This window comes from Halobacteriovorax sp. JY17 (genome assembly GCF_002753895.1).
Lineage (GTDB): Bacteria > Bdellovibrionota > Bacteriovoracia > Bacteriovoracales > Bacteriovoracaceae > Halobacteriovorax.
Window position 1 is genome coordinate 600,386 of the sequence record NZ_NJER01000001.1, and the last position, 16,741, is coordinate 617,126.

Consider the following 16,741-nt stretch of genomic DNA (forward strand, 5'->3'; position numbering starts at 1 on the left):
TGCCTACAGTGTGATCTCGAAGTTCTTCATTTTATTTTGAGTCTCAATCCACTCACTTTCAGCTTCGCTTCCAGTAACTAGACCACATCCTCCAAATAGATGTAACTTCGTATCTTCAGTCAGAGCACTTCTAATGGCCACGGCAAACTCGCACGAGTCTGCAGAGATGTAGCCCATCGGTCCTGCGTAGAGTCCTCTATCAAATGGCTCTGCTTCTTCAATACACTTCTTGGCCATCTCCCATGGACGTCCACCAACTGCTGGAGTTGGGTGAAAAGTATTTAGGAGAACAGCAAAGTTACTTCTCTCTGAAAGAGTAGCACTTATATGAGTATGAAGATGTTGAATAAATTTAAGCTTAAGAATAGACTCTTTATTTTCGATTCTTATATCTGCGCCCATGGCCGAAAGCTTTTCTTGGATTTCTCTAGTGACGATTCTGTGCTCATTTAATTCTTTAGCAGAGCTCATGAGTTCACTTTGAAATTTAACGTCGGCCTCAAAGTCATTTGATCTTGGACGAGTTCCGGCCAAGCAGTCTAGGGAAATCTCTCTTTGATTTAATTTAAATAGTTTTTCAGGAGTAAAACTCATGAAAACTTTCCCATCACCTGGATCAAGGTACATGAGGTAGCTATCTGCCGCATTCTTCATATTTTTTTCGAAGATGGCCATAGGGTCAGCTAAGCGGTCAAATTCAACAATTTCTTTTCTGGCCAAGACAACTTTTTCAAGCGGAGTTGTCTCTAAGTTTCCAAGACAGTAGTCAATCATTTTAGACCACTGGTCTTTGCTTGGGTATGTGGAAACTTCTTGAGGTTTTGTCACAGTAAAGTCATGTCTAATGAAATTTAAGTAAGCTTCAAGTTCAAAGAGAGCATTTGATCTCTTATCTTCTGTTGAGATAGACTTCTTATTAAAAACAACTTTTAGAACTGTTGATTCCCCAGTTGTTTCAAAGATAATTTTTGGAAGAGTGAAGTGACATTCGTCAAATCCGGCCCAGGCTTCATCTCTTTTTGAGTTAGAGTCAAATCTCTGAGCACCTAGGAAAGTTAAGTCGCTATCAGACTCAATTAAACCTAGAAGTTTATTGTAATCATATTTCTTTGTGTAAGTAATGTGCGAGCCGATTCCAAGAATCTCTTTACTACTATCTTTACTCTTGAAGTAGTTAAGTGGTCTGTGAATAACGTGACCCAGAAGATTTGAGAGTTTTGTTTTTTCAATTTTAAATTTATAAGTAACAAATCTCTTCTTGTCTTTTGCTAGCCCATCAAAGTCAACCTGTTTCCAGTGCTCTGAAAGTTGTCTTATAACAGAATGTTTTAATTCGAGTAGATTAATCATTTATTCTTTATCACCGATATATAAATTAGAAATTCCAAAAGTTAACTCTTGAAATTTTGCGTTCTTAAATCCAGCTTCTTTCATCCACTTGGTAAAGTCCTCGCCGTATGGGAAGTCCTCTACCGTTTCATTTAAATACTTATAAGCATCTCTATGCTTTGAAAGAAGATTTCCAACAAAAGGAAGAAGGTGTCTAAAGTAGAACATGTAGACAGTGTTCACTAGAAAATTCTTTGGAACACCAAACTCCATAATCATGACTCTTCCGCCTGGCTTTAGAACTCTAAAGATTTCGCGGAGTGACTTCTGTGGATCTGGGAAGTTTCTAATTCCAAAACTAATAGTCACTACGTCCATTGTTTCGTCGGCTGCAGGAATATTACAACCATCTCCAATATGAAGAGCGATCTTATCTTCTTTCTTTGCTTTCTTTACTTTGACTTTTCCAAGTTCAACCATTCCCTTAGAAAGATCGATTCCTGTAATTTTAGAAATATTTTCAGACTTAACTAGAACGAGAGGAACATCTCCTGTACCTGTTGCTAGATCAAGGGCCTGCATATTCTTTCTTGCAGGAAGATTCTTTAGGAGCTTATTTCTCCAATAAATATCAATTCCACAAGATAGTAGCTTATTTAATAGATCGTAAGTTCCTGCAATCTCATCAAAAATTTTCCAAGATTCTTTTTTACGGCCTTGAAGTGCTGACGTCATAGGTTCCTCTTTTAGGTATTCTAAGGGCACAGATATAACTTTTTGTGCCTAATGTTGCAAGTGTTGTCTAAAAAAAGAAGTAATCATTTCATGTAACTTCGATCTCATCGAGATTTTAGATTTACAATGGACGTGTGGATTGTTAAAACAGGGTGTTATTAAATCACTATAAATTATAATATGTTACAAGACTTTTTATCGACCATTCCATTAAAGACCTTGAAGCATGTCAAAGATATGGACCTAAATATATCTTCTGATAACTGCTCTAAGGCCATAAATGAGCTCCTTCAAAATAGCGTACTTGTTGGTGGTAAACGCCTGCGTCCGCTACTTACTTACCTTGTGGGGAATCTCTATGGTGTGGACTTTAAAACTCTTGATCCTTACGCAAAATCCATTGAATTAGTACACGCGGCAAGCCTTAGTCATGATGATGTCATCGACAATGCAACGACAAGACGTGGCGTGCCTTCAATAAATATTCAGGCCTCTAATAAGAAAGCTGTTCTTGCGGGAGATTACTTACTCTCTGATGTGATTGTTAATTTAACTCGTGCAGGTAATTTAGAATTAGTTGGCGAGATGGCCAAGGTTATTCAAGATCTAGCTGTAGGTGAGTGGATTCAATCAGACGCAATTGAGACGAGAAAGTATACGAGTGCTCTTATTGAAGAAATAGCAATTAAGAAAACTGCTTCTGTTATGAGTTGGTGCTGTTACGCTCCGGCGATTATTGCAAATCTTGATCGCACGACAATTGAAAAGTCTAAGCAGATGGGAATTGATCTAGGAATTGCCTTTCAATTAATGGATGATACACTGGATTTCTCTAGTGAGTCTCAAAAAGATGCCAATCTTGATTTAGATAATGAACTTGTAAATTCTGTGATCTTTCAGTGGCTCTGTCTTCATCCTGCTGAATTTGAAAGATATCAAAAAGGTGAGTCTCTCTCTAAACTCTATACGGGTGAGAAAATTGAAAAGGCCGTAGAAGTAGTAAGAGAAGCGGCCAATAAGCACATTGAAAGTGCGAGAAACCTTTTGGATGAAATCGAAAAAGATCTCTGTCAAACCGAGAAAGAGTTAAAGGCCTTCTCTAAGAATAAGAAGCCTATTCTCTATATCTTTGATTATCTAACTCAAAGACGTCACTAATTACTTTCTTTTAACTAGAATACAATGTGGAAGAGCTCTCGTGGCATCTTTGATCGCGCGCTTACATCGTTCCACGCCAGAAGGTGTGTGCCTTGGAAAACTTCTCTGTTTTGCATCTTCAAAAATAAGAGGATCGCTCTTTCTCGCTCGGTCTACTTTTGATTGGTACATTCTTATTTCAGCACTACAATCTTTGAAGACTTTACTACCGCTTCTAAGCCAAGAGAAGTTTAAGTGGTAATCGCCAGCAATGATCTTTCTATTCTCTTCTAATATAGAGACACTATAATTCTTTTCTTTTAAGTATTCGATGAGGACATCTTTGTACTTAAGGTCTTCTTTTGAATCAAAAGTATCCCAGAGCTTTAGGCGACAGGTGTCGTGCTCTCTCTTGTAGAAGATATGATCAGTGGCCGCTGACACACTTTGTGCCAGCATGAGAATTAAGACTAAAGAAATTGCTTGTAGTCTTCTAGACATGCGGCCTCCACTTCTTTAATTTCTTTTGGAATCATTGCTGTTAAATTTTCGTGAGAGTTTTCAGTGATAAGTATATCATCTTCAATTCTAACCGCTAGTCCTCTAAAGTGCTCAGGGATATCTAGATTATCTCTTTGGAAGTAGAGACCAGGTTCAACTGTGAAGCACATTCCCTTTTCAAATTTTATGGCATTGAAGTCTTTATCTAGGTATGGGTTTTGATCGTGAACATCAAGACCTATCCAGTGAGAAGTTCCATGTGGGTAGAACTCTTTATAGAGATTCTTTTCAATGATTTCTTCAACGCTTTCTTTTAAAATTCCAAGCTCTTTAAGTCCTTTGGATAATTCTTTCACTGACTCCATGTGAACTTCTTCAAGAGTGTGTCCTGGAGAGCATTTTGAAAAGCTTGCTTTCATGGCGCGAAGAACGATTTCATAAATCTCTCTTTGAGTTTTTGAAAATTTTCCATTCACTGGAAAAGTTCTGGTCACATCGCTGGCGTAAGTATTGAACTCACTGCCTGCGTCGATGAGTAGGGTTTCACCATCAATAAGTTTGGCATTGTTTTCTACGTAGTGAAGAATTGTTCCATTCTCTCCACACGCAACAATTGACCCATAGGCCTCACCACTTGCTCCGTGCTTCTTAAAGAGATAGTTCATTGTATTGTGAATGTCGGCCTCTGTGTGATCTGTACTGGCCATGGCCATTGCCGCTCGGTGAGCTTTATTAGTAGCTGCCGCTGCATTTTTCATATTTAAGATTTCATTTTGGTCTTTGATTAATCTCTGTTTTTCAATAATTGTATTTAAGTGTCTATAGGCCTTTGGTGTTGGAACTTTTAGTCTATTTCTTGGATCAAGACCATTTGCCATTTTTCTCACTTTATTAAAGAGAGTATCGTTATTGTGGAGGTCAATGAAAATTTCACTATGTCCTTTCATGAGTTCTGGAAGAACTTTATCAAAGTCTTCTAGGGAATAAGTCTCGTCCATTTCAAAAATATCTTTTGATTTCTCAACACCTAATCTTCTTCCTGCCCAAATTTCTTGCATACGATCGTTTGGTCTAACAAAGAGGTGATCTTTCTTTATACCATGAGGAGTGAGAACAAGAATTGAGTCGGGCTCACTGCTACCTGTGAGGTATTTAAAATTTGAATTTTGGCGAAAATCAAATTCAGTATCATTTGATCTTGTCATATGTGTGGCCGCAGGAAGGATTGCAATACCGTCTTTTAATTTTGATATTGTCGCAATTCTTCTACTCTTATAATTTGTTGATTCCATCTATTTCTCCTAAGTCGTTATTATAGGCCAGTGTAGGTACTTCGGTCAAAATTTGTTTGAAAAGTGTAGGTTCATTGAGGGATTGTGCAAAAAAAAAGGGCCTAGTGAATAGGCCCTGATCATTATTTCTTTAGATTTTTTTCTTCTTTATTGTAGAGATCAATTGCATTTTGAAGAACAACTAGTGCCTCTTTTTGGTCAGTGAAGTCATTTACTTCAACAGACTTATTCTCTAGAGATTTATAAGTCTCAAAGAAGTGTTTAATTTCTTTAAGAGTGTGCTCTGGAATATCTTTAATAGAGTTGAATCCATTAAATTGTGGATCGTCAGCATGAACAGCGATTAATTTATCATCTACTTCTCCGCCGTCGATCATATGCATATTTCCAATGATTTTAACACTCATTAGGCATAGAGGAACAACTACAGCTTGACCTAGAACTAGAACATCGAGAGGATCATTGTCATCACAATATGTTCTTGGGATAAACCCGTAGTTCGCTGGGTAATGGACTGCACTTGAGAGAATTCTATCAACTTTAATTAGTCCAGTTGTCTTATCTAATTCGTACTTAGTTTTCTCACCACGAGGTACTTCGATAATTGCATTTACTATTGCCGGACCTTCTTGCCCGAGAGACACATCATGCCATGGATTCATTACTTCTACCTTTTTTAAAATTTGCGCCATTCTAGACCTAAATCCATAGAGAGTAAATTTCTTGAAGGCCATTTCTTGGATTTTTTACATGACAATGCACAAAAAAAGGCCCTATTAAGGGCCCTTTTCAGATATATAATATCTAGAATTATCTTTGAGTACAGTATTGTCTATTGATTACGTTTCTTTGACACTGATTCATCGCTTTTTGACAAGCTTTTGCCAGAACTCCAGAACCTTGACGACCGCTGGCCTGCGCTGTGTGAGAGTCTCTCACTCTACCTTGTCCACCTCTTCTATCAACAGTACAAGATCTTGTAACATTTCTAGTTGGAGGAGTTGGTCTTGAGTAGGACTGAACACATCTTGCTCTTAAGTTTCTTCCATTTCTATTTCTCTGGATTAGGTCTCTCATACAAGCATCTTCTGCTGCTCTACAGCTTTGTCTACTAAATGTATCGATCACAGCTCCATTTCGTCTTTGCATATCATAAGAGCAGTTTCGGTTTCCATTTCCATTTCCTCTACCTTCTACGGAACAAGTAAGGTTTGCATTTCTATCCCATCTTCTTCTTTCATTTAACTCTTGCCTACAATCGCGTAGAGCTTCGTTACATGCTCTTTGTTGATTGAAGTCAAATTTCACAAATGTTTGAATTGTGTATGAGCCAAATCTGTCTAGTTGATCAAGTTTCGCCGTACATACTTCTGCGCTTACGCTAGATACAGTCAATAAAGTTACAAGTGCCATTAAGATTTTCTTCATTCTGAGTTCTCCCTCTTGGTTGTTTCGTACTTATGTTTTCTCTTCTTGGAGATCGTGTGGCAACGGTTGCCGGTAAATAAGAGCTATTTTTTTACAAATGTAATACTTTTTTGTCAGATGTAAGATTTCACATTTTTTGTGAAATGAGAAAAATTTCTAAGTTGTTAATAATATTACTGGTGTCAAAGTGCGCATAGGGTCAGATTGGAACAGAAGGTATCTTTCTTACTTTATTTAATTTTTCGATGATCTTTGTTGATGCATTAGGTTATCCCTAATTGATCAAATTAGATGAGCCAGAAAATTAGTTTTTCTACAGTAGAAGTCGATGGGGAAAATAAGCTAAATTATTAATATATTGAGGTTTTAATGAATGAATCGACGATGAATAAGAGGGTCTTCCTCACTTCGGCCGTCTTTATTGTGCTAATTACAATCTGTGGGTCTATCTGGCCTTCGGGAATAGAGCAATTATTTAAAGGAATTCAACACTGGCTAATCACTAATACTAGTTGGGTCTATGTTCTCTCTGTGGGAATTATTCTCTTCTTCTCTCTCTGGCTAATGTTTAGCAGAATGGGGGATATAAAGCTTGGGCCTGATCACTCTGAGCCTGAGTACACTAATACCTCGTGGTTTGCCATGCTCTTTAGTGCGGGAATGGGGATTGGACTGCTCTTCTTTGGAGTGGCCGAGCCTATGATGCACTTTAGTTCTCCTCCTGTAGGGGAGGGACAAACTATAGAGGCGGCGAGAGAGGCGATGAAGATCACTTTCTTTCACTGGGGACTTCACGCCTGGGCAATTTACGCAACCCTTGGAGTCATCCTTGCTTACTTCTGTTATAGAAAAGAGTTACCACTTCTGCCAAGGTCAGCTTTCTATCCAATTATTGGAGATAAAATTCATGGTGTTCTTGGAGATTGCGTAGACATCTTTGCTATTATTGGAACGATGTTTGGTGTTGCGACCTCTCTAGGTTATGGAGTGACTCAGGTCAATGCAGGTTTACACTATCTCTTTGATCTTCCGCAAACGGGAATGATTCAAGTGGCACTGATAGCAGGGATTACACTTCTTGCAACCATCTCTGTAGTCCTAGGCCTAGATGGTGGAATTAAGAAATTATCAAATATAAACCTCTTTCTGGCGCTAGTTCTTCTCGTTGCTGTTATTATTCTAGGGGATACGGTCTTCTTATTAAAATCATATATTCAAAATACTGGGGCCTATCTTTCAGATATTATTTATAAGACATTTAATCTCTATGCCTATGAGAAGAAAGAATCTTGGATTGGCGGATGGACACTTCTCTACTGGGGATGGTGGATTTCATGGTCACCATTTGTGGGAATGTTTATTGCTAGAATTTCTAAAGGAAGAACGATTAGAGAGTTCATGGTCGGCGTCGTCTTTGTTCCGGCCGCTTTTACATTTCTTTGGATGTCTGTTTTTGGAAATTCTGCGATCTCTCTTGCTCTTCAGGGAAAGGCCGATAAGTTAATTGAAACTGTGAATACAAATGTTCCAGTAGCTCTCTTTCAATTCTTTGAATACTTACCAGGGGCAACTTTTCTCTCAGGACTTGGAGTTCTTCTTGTGATGACGTTCTTTATTAGTTCATCTGATTCAGGCTCTCTTGTTATAGATACCCTCGCTTCAGGTGGAGAGGAAGAACCTCCTGTGTGGCAGAGAATTTTCTGGGCAGTTCTTGAGGGCGTCGTAGCCGCAACACTACTCTTGGCCGGTGGGCTAGGTGCACTTCAAACAATGACCATTGCCTCGGCCTTTCCGATGATTTTTATGATTATGGTGGCGCTCTTTGCTTTTATAAAATCACTTCGAGCAGATTATCTCTTGATGAGTTCGGTGCAAAATCATTCGACAACAATTCAATATACACAAGCTTCAATGGGCTGGAAGGATAGGCTAAAGACTTTAATAGATCATCCCTCCGAAGAGAGTGCTAGAAACTTTATTAAAGACATAGGACTTCCGGCCATTGAGGAATTAGCAGAAGAGCTTTCAAATAAAGACCAAATCGTTGAAGTGAATAGGGGAGATGAGAGTGTTGATTTAACGATCAAGAATCTTAATGTTGAAGACTTTCACTATTCGATTAGGCTTAGAGAGTTTATGACTCCTGACTATATTGATGAGAGTCAGAAGTCTTATTGGAGAGCAGAAGTTTTTCTCTTCTCTGGTGGGCAGCACTACGATATCTTTGGATATTCAAAAGAGCAGATTATTGCAGATGCTATAACTCAATATGAGAAGCATTTTCATTTTCTACATGTAAATAATTTCGAGAAAGTATAAAAGAAAAGGGGAGTGCTAGACTCCCCTTTTTATTTCTTATTTAAAGAGTTTTAAGACTCTATCTTTACCAATTGTTCTAATAAAGCCCGCTAGTTTTGGACCTTTTTCTTTTGAAATCAATCTATCGTACATAACAGGAAAGACATCATTTGGCTCAACTTCAACAGAGTGAATGACTTCATACATTTTCTCATGAAGCTCTTTATCTGTTGTAATTGAATCCCATTCATTAGAAATAAATTCAGAAAACTTATTCAAGAATTGGGCCTGCTTGTCGCCGCATTGAGTGTCTTTTACATCAGAGTTAATTTTAAATTTAAATTCTTCTGGAGCGTAGTTTTCTAACCAGTGAAGTGCGCAAAGACTTCTCTCGTTAAATCTTCTCTCATCTCTGTCATTTTTAATTTCAGCTTCGTAGTACTTCTTTGCCTGATCAATATTTCCGTCATTGATTTGAAGAACATTACAAAGGTGTCTAAATGAAGGCTGGAATGGGCAAGTCTTAGGAGCCTCTCCAATTTGAGAAAGCTCATAAACTCTCTTGGCCATATTTACTTTCTTTTCATTTCCAGCTTCAAGACCAAAGGCAAGTCTCTCTTGTCTATCAAAGTCTTCATAAGTTTTTAGAACATCTAGATCAAAACTAACGGCGAAATCTACATTTGATTTATAGCTCGCAAAAATCCATCTCACCATTTCAGGTTCGTAAACTTTTAGAACGTCATTGACTGTGACAAGATTTCCTTTAGAAGAAGACATTTTCCCGCCAGCACCTTTAATAGAGACAAAGTCGTATTGAAGATAGACAGGAGTTTCTCCGCCGTAGAGCTTCACGATATCTTTTGCTGTTGTATAAGATCCACCCTGTGAAGAGTGATCTTTTCCACCTGGCTCAAAATCTACATTTTCGTAAACCCAACGCATCGGCCAATCGACACGCCATGGAAGTTTTACTTTATCAGTTGTCTCAAGATCAATAGTTCCCGTGTAATCGTGTTTCTTATGCTTATAAGTGATTGTGTTATTTCCATCCCATCCAGTAATTTCAGTTTCATCGGTTAGATATTTTTCACAGTAAACTGAGATTGGATAATATTCATCACCGTAAGGAGTTGATCTATATTGGTTTAAGATGGCTGCAATATCACCTTTCATCTCAAGTGCTTTTTTGATCTGTGATTTATAATCACCAGCTCTATATTTCTTAGCTTGATAAATTGGCTCAACAGAAACACCAACTTTTTCAAGCTGTGCTTCAAAGTTTTGCTCATGGTGAGCAGCGTATGACTCGGCAACTTCAAAAGGATCTGGAGTGTCAACAATTGGTCTAAAGAGATATTCAGCGAGTTCATCTTGCTTTGGAAGATTCATTGGAACTTTTCTAAATGTATCGTAGTCATCCCAACTAAAAATAAATCGAACTTTCTTTCCACGGTCTCTTAGAGCTCTCGCTACAAAGTCTACTGTGATAACTTCTCGGAAGTTTCCAAAGTGAACAACACCCGATGGAGTAATCCCACTTGCAACAGTGTACTCTTCTTTATCGCCTCTTTGCTTGATGATTCTGTCCGCTGTAAAATCGGCCCAGTGAATAAGTTGTCTTTGATTATCATCACTCATTGCGTAATTTCCTCATTTTTTATTTTTCATACATTGACATTGGCGGAAATATTACCACCTTAAACATAAGGCGAAAAGACACTAATTAGGCTAAATCAGGTACTTTTGAGAATTTTTTCACTGTAATTGACTAATTGGTGGCCGGTTATGTTTAATGGGGCTTAAAGGATTTATATGATAGTTCAATTTTTACTGAAATTAATATTCTTCTACTTTCTGTATACTTTTATAAGGTCTGTTCTTAGAGGTTACTTTCAAAAGAGGCCAGTAGCGTCTGGAGCTAATTATTCTGAAAATGAAACTCGTTATAGAAGTGAAAGAAGGAAAGAGACGGCTTCGTCGTCAGATGTTTTCGAAGCCGAGTATAAAGTCATTAAAGAAGAAAATTAGCAGGAAGTTTTGCCTCTAGTCTTGCCACGGGAGTAATTCTCTCGTGGGAAATTAAATCAAGTATTAATTTATCTCCATTAAGTCTAAGAAACCATTGTTCAATTCCAATATCTGGCAAGTGATGGTTTAGAAGACTTCCTTGGTCGTTGTGAAAGATAGCAAATGTTTCGATTTCACTTCTTGGTGAGTCAACGTAATAAGAACTTAGATCAAAAGTATTAATTCCAATTAATTTATAAATTCCTTTTACTTTATCTGTGGCCCAAGGACGAAACTTACTGGTAAAGACCTCTTGGTTTGATCTATCTTTAAGTTTACTTAAGTCAATATTTCCAATAGAGAGATTGATATTTCTATCACCGCTTAATTTTATATTTAAAAGCTCTCCGTCTCTAGCAACTTGAAGCTTCTTAAAACTATAGGCATTCTTAAAATCAAATTTAAGTCTAACTTTCTTATTCTTTAAAAGGGCAAGATCGTGCTCATTAGTTTGTTGAAGATTTGTCTCCCAGTTTTGACCAGTGTAGATGCCATCTACTTCAAACATAGAAAGGTGAACTTCATAGTCTAATAAGTCTTGGTAGTGAAAGAAGTTAATTGGGGTGAAAGAGCAGGTCTTCTTCTTCCAGTATTCAAGGCTATTCATATCGTAGTGGGGCTTTGGTGGATAGAAGTGCTTAGGAGGAGCGACCTTTGCCTCTTGGTCATTACAAGGAGTTTTGACGTAGACTAGAGGTGTTTTAATTTTATTGTAGCCAGACTTCATTCTTGTCTCTACGGGAAATTGGTCGTATTCAATTCTTCCCATTTCGTATGTGAATGGAACTTCCTGGTAATTAAGGGAATTCTTTATGAGGTCACTTTCAATATTTCTAATAGAGCAATCTGCAGTTGCTTTGCTGAAATCATTAACTGCAAACCATCTATAATCTTTGTCAAAGAACTTTGACCAAAGAGAGACGACTTTATTCTTTATTCCCGGAGAGTAGTTAATATCTTCGTAAATATCAGCATAGAAAGATGATGTTCTACTCTCAACTCCTAGCTCAAAGAAATCTCCTTTGCCATCATTCATGTCTTTGTAGATTTGATTCATGACTGTGATTGGAAGTTGAAAATAAGTCTTCATAATTCCCGGCCATTCAAATTCAATATTTCCTGGGCCTCTACAATTATTAGTAATAATAATTTCATTTAAAGGATATTGTTTAAATTTTCTCTCATAGAGAATGAGCTCATCAGAAATAGGAAGAGATTCTGATCTTGTAAAAACAAATGACTTTCTCTCATATTCATTTAAGTGTCTCATCGCTTTTTCTGTACAGCTTGAGAGTTTATTTTGAAAGTTTTTCCAGTAAATATCTCTAAACTTAAAAGGCCCTACTTCAAATTCAGCATTGTCTTTATTGTTAAAGAAATAGAAGAAGTAGTTTCCATCTTTCTTATTAAGAGCTACGTTTGAAATGATAGACATATCTAGGTATTTATTAGGCTTAAAAGCATCTCTTTGATCGGCAAATTTACTTGTGTCAATAGGTATGCTTAGAAGTTCAAGACCTTGCCTCTTTTCTTTTGAAAATATTCTCCTTACTCTTGAATTCTTAGCTGAAGAAAGTTTTCCTTTAAGTATAGTCTTTAGTTCATTTATTTTTTCTACTCTATCTTTACTACTTATTTTCTCGAGCTTAATTTTAGTGAAGATAAGTCTCTTTGATAGATGAGCTCCTTCAAAGAAGTTGAGGTGTTTAGTTATTTCATTCTTAGAGATACTACCTTCTAAGTAAGAATCAATAAGTTCTTGTTGAATACTTTCTTTTAAAGGAGTGAGGCTCTCTGACCATTTAGATGGGGAGTTCGTGAGATCTATGACTTTTTCAAATTTTCGAACCGGTGGAATTTTTTCTTCAGCTCTCTTACAACTAATAGTATTTTTTAAAAAAGCACTATTTAAACTTTGAATAATTCTCGTTAAAAGAGAGTACTTGTCATTGTATTCGATATAGTAATTAGCGCTTGTTATTCCCTTCGTATTCTTTGGAAGCCTCCAAGTTCTATGAATAGGAAGCCTTGGATCAATTGTCTCCACGGAAATAAGCGGAAAATTTCTCTCAGCTTTTTTAGGAGAAATTAAGATAGGAGAGAATTCTAATTTTGTTAAATTATCTTCAGTAAGATACCTAAGCTTATAAGAATAATTTTTAAGGTTTAGAGAACTTTTTAATTTCTTTAAATCAATCGAGTAGCTTTGTAATCCTTCGTTCCAAGTCCAGATTCCATTCTTGTAATTATAAAGTGAACTTTGGTCTTGAGAGATGAATTCTGTGAAATGGCCGGGGCTAGATATACTAATGAGCTGATTCTTTTGAAAAGAATTTATCACTCCATTTTTTACTTGAGTATTCTCACAGAGAAAGTGGATATCAGCAGAAGCGGCTAAACAAGTACTACTTAGAGAAATTAATAGAAGGGCCCGTCTGCCCATTTTTAAAGACACGTATTTTATATTTTTTATTTTCATAGCATAAATATAACCTATTGTTTATACTGGGAAAATGAGGAAAAAAATGACTGCTAATGATAAGTCGTTCCAACAAAATTAATCTAATGTTAAAATTTTACTATATTTTAATAGTTTAATGCCTTTATGGGTGGTTTTTATGAAAAAGCAATTTCTAATCTTACTTATGTTACTTACTTCTCTCTCTGCTCTAGGGCAGACCACTCCGATTGATACAAAGAGTGAAGGGAAGATAGATCCTTTAGATAATTACATCGATCCAGCAACTCAAATTGATTACAAAAATGAGCTTTCTAAGCTCAATGGTGATCAAAAAGAAGTTTTGATGGAAAGATGTATTATGTTCACCATTCAAAATGAGATGGGGCAATCAGGTGAGGATTCAATGAGTCCTTCTGAAATCGAGTCTTATGAGAACCTTATAGAAACAAAGTGTAAGTGTATTAATGATGGATTCACTTGGAAGAAAGAATCTAATATGAAAGGGCAGTGTGATAACGCGGCTCCTGCTGAGAAAGACCTTCTTCTTTATACAATGGATCAATGTGTTGATAGGCTTAAATTATCAGATAAGAGTTGTAAAGATTCTATGACTGACTCTTGTCTGGCTGACTTTAGATATCAGTGTTATCAATATATGACTCAGGCACATGAATTTTCAGAGAAATCAAATCCTATCCTTAATAGATGTGACTACGACGATCAGACTAAGAATATTAAGTTAGAGTGTCGTTCATATTGCTATATTAGAAATGAGTGTGACGTCACTCAAGAAGATTTTAAAAATAGAAAGATCGGAAATGTATATCTTCTACAAAAGAAATCAAGATCATCATGTGTAAAGGGAAGTACTTACGGAATTAATGACGATAATACAATTTGGGTAACAAATTCTTGTCACGGTGATTTTGCTATTCAGTATAAAGACCCAAAGTGTGGATTTAGACCAACTTGTACGCCTAAGCCACATATCACTGACTTTATTCCTGATGGTGGAACACAGACTTTAGAAATGGTTTGTAATGGTGAAGAGAATGAAAGTGGTGGAAAGCAATTTTGTAAAGTGACTCCATTTAAAATAGATAAGAATGGGAAGCTTACAAATGAGCCAGATCCAATGAAGGAAGTTACTTACGTTAATGACCTTAAGCTATCTAAGAAGCTTGGGGCCGCTAAGTGTAATCCTGGTGGAAATGGTTCGGCGATTGATTATAATCCAAGAAATAAAGGTCTTGCTGGTGGTTGGGGAATTGAAACTCAAAACCAGTGTAATGCACTCTTTAAAGTGACGGTTAAGTGGCAGAGAAAACTTTGTACCCTTGCTGGTCAAAAAGCTGAGTCAAAAGATACTTGTTGTAATGGTCTCTACTTTGATCCAAAAGATAAGACCTGTAATGTTGCTCCATTTGATCCTCCGGCGCTCGCTGATGAGGTTAATATTGCGAGTATGGCGAATAATATTCGCTCAGGAGCTGAATGTAACCCTAAGGTAGGTGATGACATTACTGAGCTAATGGATAAGTACTTCTTTGAACTTGGTAATTATGAAAATCTCTTTACTCTTGTTGATGGAAAGAGCGATGCAATTAGCTCTATTGAAGTTGATACTGCAGAAAGTGAGGAATCTAATTCTAGTAGTGTTGTTGAACCAAGAGAATCAACATATGATCTCACAAAATTACTTCACGATACTGTAGTTAGATATAGAACGGACTATCAAAATGCTTTTGCACAATTTAAAACAGCAGAAGACTATACATCCGATCAGTATAAGGCCTATATTAACTACCTTTTAAAGGTTGATAAGAAAGAAAATACACCTGAAGATGATAAAGGTGTCGAGAAGAATATGTTCTTAGGTCTTGACGTGCAATCTGCTGCATTTAAAAATCAGCAACTAACTAAGACTTACCAAAAGGCCTACATTACTACTATCAAAGAGATGACTGCTAACTATGAAGCTGACTTAGAAAAAGCTTCTCATGCTGGTCAAAATGCTGTTTGGTATTGTGCCCACAATGAAAATTGTTCTGAGAATAATTGGCTTGTTCGAGATATTAAAAAAGATGAAGTTGTAGATTTTCTACATGATCCGGCCTACCCATATAAGGCATTAACTATTCGTGGGAAGCCACTTCCAAAACTTGCTAAAGTGAATAAGCTTCTTCTTGAAAACTCTGTTTATAGAAAATTTGAATTCACTAATGATAATAGTGATGACAAGAAGGGATTAGATAAGCTTGGAGTTTACGCTAGCTACTTTGACTATAGAGCTGGTGCTCAAAGAATTAATCCTATGATGAAAGCTGCAGGTCTAGCGGGTGTTGATGATGAGAATCAGAGAGAGTATTACAAGACTCTTGAGCTCTTTAGAAAGTATTCCCATGAAGTTCCTCTTCGTGAAAATAGTCTTATTTCAAATGGAGACTATCTAAAGAAAACAAAAGAGGGATCTCTTGCTGGTGGACTTCCACTATACTGTGAAAAACAAGATGACTATGAAGTTAGGGTTCCAATTGGTAAGGCGATAGAGCCTCTTAGAATGTTACAGATTACAGGTGTAGCAAAGGCCTATTACGATCTAATTTCTGCTGTCTATGAAAAGAATGAAAGCTGTCTAGTAGATGTAAGTGCCAAGCACGATAAGAATGTTGCTGATCTTGATGTGAATTTAGGCTTAGACTCTAGACTTATTGGAGGGGCCAATACTGCTGCAACTTCTAAGGGAGAAGACACTGGATTCATAAAGAATGTAAGTGGAACTCTTCTAGGGGCCATGTCTAGTAAGTTTGGATCGGCAACAGCTGGATCATTTATGGATAATCTCTTTGGAAGAAAAGATGGCGGAGCGGGAGCTAATTTAAACGATTCAAATTCTGGAAGTAATTTAAGTGCTCTTAAAAAGCAAGAGGCCGCAAGGATTTCAAAACTTATTGATAAGAGAATTAAATACAAGAAAGATAATGCTCTAGCAGCGTATAAGAACTCTCTAGACGCGGCGTTTGGTGATCAATTGAAGAATAAGGCCAACGCCTTTGCTTCTCTCTCTCCAGGGCTTAGTAGTGGAAGTGGATTGAATTCTGGTTCATCTAATAATTCTGCTCTTGGAAACTCTAATAGAGGTGAAGACGAAAAGAAAGTAGATCCAAATTCTGGAGTCAACTGGGGAAGCTCAAGTGGTAGCTCTGCAAACTATGGTGGATTTGGAAATTCAGGATCATCGGGATCAAATAGAGGTGGCCATGGTTCAGGTTCAAATGGTGGAAGTGGTAGTGGAATGAATTACTCTGGAAATTCAGGTTCAGGAAATCAAGATATTTTAGATAATATTGATGATAAGAAGTATGAGCCAAATGATGGAGATAGTTTATTTGATAGAGTGACTAAGCGTTATATTAAATCCGCTTATCCCGTTCTACTTGAAAGAAAGAAACAGGAATAGAAAGTATAATGAAAGGCCCTTCGGGGCTTT

At 37.0% G+C, this 16,741-nt stretch carries 12 protein-coding genes; 4 read left to right on the forward strand and 8 right to left on the reverse strand.

The annotated features are described in order from the left end of the window. Window positions 1–3 precede the first annotated feature (3 nt). Both CES88_RS02760 and ubiE read right to left on the reverse strand, forming a co-directional pair. Window positions 4–1,350 (reverse strand): isochorismate synthase, encoded by a 1,347-nt coding sequence (locus CES88_RS02760; RefSeq protein WP_290730629.1) that lies wholly within the window; start codon window positions 1,348–1,350, stop codon window positions 4–6. Then, a complete protein-coding gene (gene ubiE / locus CES88_RS02765; protein WP_290730632.1) occupies window positions 1,351–2,064 on the reverse strand; it encodes a bifunctional demethylmenaquinone methyltransferase/2-methoxy-6-polyprenyl-1,4-benzoquinol methylase UbiE in 714 nt (237 codons plus the stop codon). It abuts the gene before it with no gap. A 180-nt stretch (window positions 2,065–2,244) separates the two neighbouring features. On the opposite strand from ubiE, the gene CES88_RS02770 reads away from it, so the two are divergent. Further along, window positions 2,245–3,222 (forward strand): polyprenyl synthetase family protein, encoded by a 978-nt coding sequence (locus tag CES88_RS02770; protein ID WP_290730635.1) that lies wholly within the window; start codon window positions 2,245–2,247, stop codon window positions 3,220–3,222. Here CES88_RS02770 and CES88_RS02775 read toward each other — a convergent pair whose 3' ends face one another. The 4 genes from CES88_RS02775 to CES88_RS02790 all read right to left on the reverse strand — a co-directional run bounded on the left by CES88_RS02775 (window position 3,223) and on the right by CES88_RS02790 (window position 6,422). Then, entirely contained in the window at window positions 3,223–3,702 is a 480-nt protein-coding gene (locus tag CES88_RS02775; protein ID WP_290730637.1) for a hypothetical protein, read from the reverse strand. After that, window positions 3,672–4,994, reverse strand: coding sequence for an aminopeptidase P N-terminal domain-containing protein (locus CES88_RS02780; protein ID WP_290730640.1), 1,323 nt, complete (start codon window positions 4,992–4,994; stop codon window positions 3,672–3,674). The genes CES88_RS02775 and CES88_RS02780 overlap by 31 nt, the downstream gene beginning before the upstream one ends. A gap of 122 nt (window positions 4,995–5,116) precedes the next feature. Next, window positions 5,117–5,656, reverse strand: coding sequence for an inorganic diphosphatase (locus tag CES88_RS02785; protein ID WP_365992771.1), 540 nt, complete (start codon window positions 5,654–5,656; stop codon window positions 5,117–5,119). Window positions 5,657–5,804: 148 nt separating this feature from the next. Beyond that, window positions 5,805–6,422, reverse strand: a complete 618-nt coding sequence (locus CES88_RS02790; protein WP_290730647.1) for a hypothetical protein — start codon at window positions 6,420–6,422, stop codon at window positions 5,805–5,807. 369 nt (window positions 6,423–6,791) lie between these two features. Here CES88_RS02790 and CES88_RS02795 point away from each other — a divergent pair, with 369 nt between their 5' ends. Beyond that, the gene (locus CES88_RS02795) at window positions 6,792–8,741 is read left to right on the forward strand and encodes a BCCT family transporter (protein ID WP_290730650.1); all 1,950 of its coding nucleotides are present in this window, start codon (window positions 6,792–6,794) and stop codon (window positions 8,739–8,741) included. Between the two features lie 36 nt (window positions 8,742–8,777). Here CES88_RS02795 and lysS read toward each other — a convergent pair whose 3' ends face one another. After that, a complete protein-coding gene (gene lysS, locus CES88_RS02800) occupies window positions 8,778–10,361 on the reverse strand; it encodes a lysine--tRNA ligase (protein ID WP_290730653.1) in 1,584 nt (527 codons plus the stop codon). Between the two features lie 174 nt (window positions 10,362–10,535). Between lysS and CES88_RS02805 the strand changes: the two genes are divergently transcribed. Continuing rightward, window positions 10,536–10,751, forward strand: a complete 216-nt coding sequence (locus CES88_RS02805) for a hypothetical protein (RefSeq protein ID WP_290730655.1) — start codon at window positions 10,536–10,538, stop codon at window positions 10,749–10,751. Here the strand turns inward: CES88_RS02805 and CES88_RS02810 are convergent. Further along, on the reverse strand, window positions 10,735–13,269 hold the full coding sequence (locus CES88_RS02810; RefSeq protein ID WP_290730657.1) for a hypothetical protein: 2,535 nt from the start codon (window positions 13,267–13,269) through the stop codon (window positions 10,735–10,737). The two genes, CES88_RS02805 and CES88_RS02810, sit on opposite strands and share 17 nt — an antisense overlap. Before the next feature lie 139 nt (window positions 13,270–13,408). Here CES88_RS02810 and CES88_RS02815 point away from each other — a divergent pair, with 139 nt between their 5' ends. Continuing rightward, window positions 13,409–16,711, forward strand: coding sequence for a DUF3011 domain-containing protein (locus tag CES88_RS02815; protein WP_290730660.1), 3,303 nt, complete (start codon window positions 13,409–13,411; stop codon window positions 16,709–16,711). Window positions 16,712–16,741 lie beyond the last annotated feature (30 nt).

Bases quoted from the DNA above. Each gene is read 5' to 3' on its own strand.
- CES88_RS02760 (WP_290730629.1), bottom strand. From the start codon at position 1,350: ATGATTAATCTACTCGAATTAAAACATTCTGTTATAAGACAACTTTCA.
- ubiE (WP_290730632.1), bottom strand. From the start codon at position 2,064: ATGACGTCAGCACTTCAAGGCCGTAAAAAAGAATCTTGGAAAATTTTT.
- CES88_RS02770 (WP_290730635.1), top strand. From the start codon at position 2,245: ATGTTACAAGACTTTTTATCGACCATTCCATTAAAGACCTTGAAGCAT.
- CES88_RS02775 (WP_290730637.1), bottom strand. From the start codon at position 3,702: ATGTCTAGAAGACTACAAGCAATTTCTTTAGTCTTAATTCTCATGCTG.
- CES88_RS02780 (WP_290730640.1), bottom strand. From the start codon at position 4,994: ATGGAATCAACAAATTATAAGAGTAGAAGAATTGCGACAATATCAAAA.
- CES88_RS02785 (WP_365992771.1), bottom strand. From the start codon at position 5,656: ATGAATCCATGGCATGATGTGTCTCTCGGGCAAGAAGGTCCGGCAATA.
- CES88_RS02790 (WP_290730647.1), bottom strand. From the start codon at position 6,422: ATGAAGAAAATCTTAATGGCACTTGTAACTTTATTGACTGTATCTAGC.
- CES88_RS02795 (WP_290730650.1), top strand. From the start codon at position 6,792: ATGAATGAATCGACGATGAATAAGAGGGTCTTCCTCACTTCGGCCGTC.
- lysS (WP_290730653.1), bottom strand. From the start codon at position 10,361: ATGAGTGATGATAATCAAAGACAACTTATTCACTGGGCCGATTTTACA.
- CES88_RS02805 (WP_290730655.1), top strand. From the start codon at position 10,536: ATGATAGTTCAATTTTTACTGAAATTAATATTCTTCTACTTTCTGTAT.
- CES88_RS02810 (WP_290730657.1), bottom strand. From the start codon at position 13,269: ATGAAAATAAAAAATATAAAATACGTGTCTTTAAAAATGGGCAGACGG.
- CES88_RS02815 (WP_290730660.1), top strand. From the start codon at position 13,409: ATGAAAAAGCAATTTCTAATCTTACTTATGTTACTTACTTCTCTCTCT.